The following is a 3,259-nucleotide window of genomic DNA, read 5'->3' on the forward strand; positions in this document are numbered from 1 at the left end:
ATATTACACCAAAAGCAAAAAAATGTCAATAGTTAAAATAAGAAAAAAGTCAAGTTTAATTTAAATAATTTTTATTTTCAATTTATAAATTATAATTGATAAAATAAATTTTTTATAATATAATTCTTGTTTTGTAGGAATTAATAAGGATTAATAATGAAGCAATTTATAGATGTCGTTAATTTTGAAATAGAAGCGGGACATGGCGGAGCGGGATGCGTGAGTTTCAGAAGAGAGGCGCATGTTCCAATGGGCGGTCCCGATGGCGGAAACGGAGGAGACGGAGGCGATGTTATAGTAATCGTTGACGCGAGAATAAACAGTTTTGGAAAAATAAAAAGCAGAAAAAAATTCAGAGCGAGAGACGGCGAGCAGGGAAAAGCGAGATTAAGCGATGGAAAAAAAGGCGACAATATAATAATAAGAGTTCCAATCGGCACGGTAATTTATAATGAAGAAACTGGAAATATAATTGCCGATTTAATCGAAGATGGACAGAGCGAAACTATTGCGAGAGGAGGAAAAGGCGGAAAGGGAAATAAATTTTATGCAACCTCTACAAATCAAGCGCCAGATTACGCTCAACATGGACTTGACGGAGACAAATTAAATATAAGACTCGAAGTAAAATTAATCGCAGATATTGGACTTGTCGGAATGCCTAACGCGGGTAAATCAAGTTTGCTTTCAAGATTGACGAGGGCGAATCCAAAAATAGCTTCCTATCCTTTTACAACTCTTACGCCGAATTTGGGAGTTTGCTATTTGGATTATGAAAGAAGTTTTGTAATTGCGGACATTCCTGGAATTATTGAGGGAGCGAGCGAAGGCGCGGGACTCGGACTCACATTTTTAAGACATATAGAGCGAACGGGAGCTTTAGTTTTCGTCATTGATATAACCGATGAAGATATTAAAGGCACTTATTTAAAATTAAAAAAAGAATTAAAATCCTACAGTAAAGAATTAATAAAAAAGAAATCCATAATAATTTTGAATAAAACCGATATGCTTGAAAAAAATGAAATCGATAAAAAAATTAAAAGCGTAAAAAAAACTGTGGAAAAAGAATATAAAGAAAGCAAAGAAAATTATTTTGAAGCGCCCGAAATATTTGCAATCTCTGTATTTAGTCTGGAAGGAGAAGAATTGGAAAAAATTATAAACGCTTTATATAAGGCAAACGAATCGAGATATTTAGAATCAAATTCTACAAATATAAAGAAAAAAAATAAAAAAAATTATAACGAGCCTTTACTTTTAAATAATTTAAACGATAAAAAAAATAAATTAAAAACAAAAAGAGTATTCGGTCCAGTTCTTTCAAAGAGACTCGGAAATTCTTTGGGAATCGATGTGATACCGCATAAAACCTGTTCCTATAATTGCATCTATTGTCAATTAGGTTCTGAAGAAAATACGATAACCGATTTGAAAAACTATTACTCTGTAGACGAAATAATTTACGAATTGAAAGAGGCTTTGCTCAATAATAAAAATATTGATTATATAACTTTCACTGGTTCGGGAGAGCCTACTTTATATAAAGACTTGAAAAAACTTATTTACGAAATAAAACAAATAACCGATATTCCCGTCTGCGTCATAACTAACGGTTCTTTATTATACAAACAGGAAATGCGTTCAAATTTGCTTTTAGCCGATTTAATTATTCCATCTCTCGATGCTGGAAACGAAGACACTTTTAAGCTGATAGATAATCCGAATAAAGAAATCGATTTTGATAAAATGGTTGAAGGACTTGCCGAATTCAAAAAAGTATTTAAGGGCGAATATTGGCTTGAAATATTTTTGCTTAAAGATATAAATGATAACGAAATGGAACTTGACGATATAATAAAAATTATCCGAAAAATTAAACCCGACAGAATTCAGCTTATAACGGCGACAAGAAGAGTGGCAAACGAAAAAGCTAAAGCGTTATCGGATGAAGAATTAAAAAAAATAAAAAAATATTTTAACGCCCGATGCGATATTGAAGTCGATATTCCGAATGTGTCTGACAATCATAAAGGAAATACTAAAAAAATAACCGAAGAAGATATTATAAATTTTTTAATCCGTCAGCCCGACACGGCATATCTTATAGCGAAAAGTTTTAACGAAGAAGAAAAAAGAGTGAAAGAATTACTCGACTCGCTTATTAAGAAAAATAAAGTGAGGGAAGAAATTGTTAACGGAGTGGTTTCTTATGCGGTTAATATTTGATTTTTTATCAAGCGGTTTATTTATATTTATTTAATAATTTCGTAATATTTTTTAAGTAATTATTAAATCACTTTGACAAATTAAAATATTCTGTTATAATATCCTTATGAACAATAAACCTTTTAATGCATTAAATGATTGTTTTGTTCGGTATTTCTTTACCGATAAAGGAGGAGAAAAAGTCCTCCTCGACTTTATTAACGCCGTTATGATTAGCGCGGACATGAAAACTTTTAAAGCCGTTGAAATTCTTAATCCATTTAATTTGAAGCAGCATTATAAAGATAAATAGACAATCGTTGATGTGAAATGTATCACTAAAAACGGAACAGTTGTAATTATTGAAGTTCAATTATCGGGCAATTCGAGATTTCCAGAAAGAATATTATATTATTGGTCTATGAATTATAGCAAACTATTGAAGAAAGGCGAACAGTATGACAACTTAACGCCAGTAATAAGCATAAATCTTCTTAATTTTAATCTTAATAAAAAAAGTAGCAATGTCCACAGTTGCTATATGATTTACGATACAAAAAATGCAAGACTGCTAACCGACCACTTGCAAATACATATGATAGAATTGAAAAAATTTAAATTTAAAGATAATAACCTACCAAAAGATTTAAACTGCTGGTTAGGTTTCTTTACAACCAATAACATGGAGGAATATATGTCTGAAATAGTAAAAGAAAAACCAATAATGGAAGAGGCTCACAAGCGATATAACAATTTTATAAGAAATCAATTAATGATGTCTGAATACGAGAAAAAAGAACTCTATCAATACGATAAAAAAATAATGCTTGCAGATGAAAGACGAATTGGTATGAAGGAAGGAATAAAGAAAGGTAAACTCAAAGGTATAAGAGAAGGTCAAATATCAATGGCAATCGCAATGAAAAAAGACGGAGCGGACATTAACCTAATCTCAAAATACACAGGCTTACCAATCGAAGAAATCCGCAAACTGCGTCCAGACGGAGAAAAACTATAAACCTTGCCTCAACTACCTAATTTATTACCTCAC

Annotated in this window: 1 protein-coding gene and 1 pseudogene; both read left to right on the forward strand. The window is 31.5% G+C overall.

The genetic code is table 11. From position 1 onward, the window contains the following. Positions 1-156 precede the first annotated feature (156 nt). Positions 157-2,229, forward strand: a complete 2,073-nt coding sequence (gene obgE, locus ACR0QS_RS12225; RefSeq protein WP_432633733.1) for a GTPase ObgE — start codon at positions 157-159, stop codon at positions 2,227-2,229. Between the two features lie 106 nt (positions 2,230-2,335). After that, a pseudogene (locus ACR0QS_RS12230) lies at positions 2,336-3,226 on the forward strand (Rpn family recombination-promoting nuclease/putative transposase). Positions 3,227-3,259: the final 33 nt, after the last annotated feature.

It is taken from the genome of Brachyspira sp. (genome assembly GCF_050873525.1).
GTDB lineage: Bacteria > Spirochaetota > Brachyspiria > Brachyspirales > Brachyspiraceae > Brachyspira.

Excerpts from the sequence above, each read along its gene's own strand:
- obgE (WP_432633733.1), top strand. The coding sequence starts at position 157 with ATGAAGCAATTTATAGATGTCGTTAATTTTGAAATAGAAGCGGGACAT.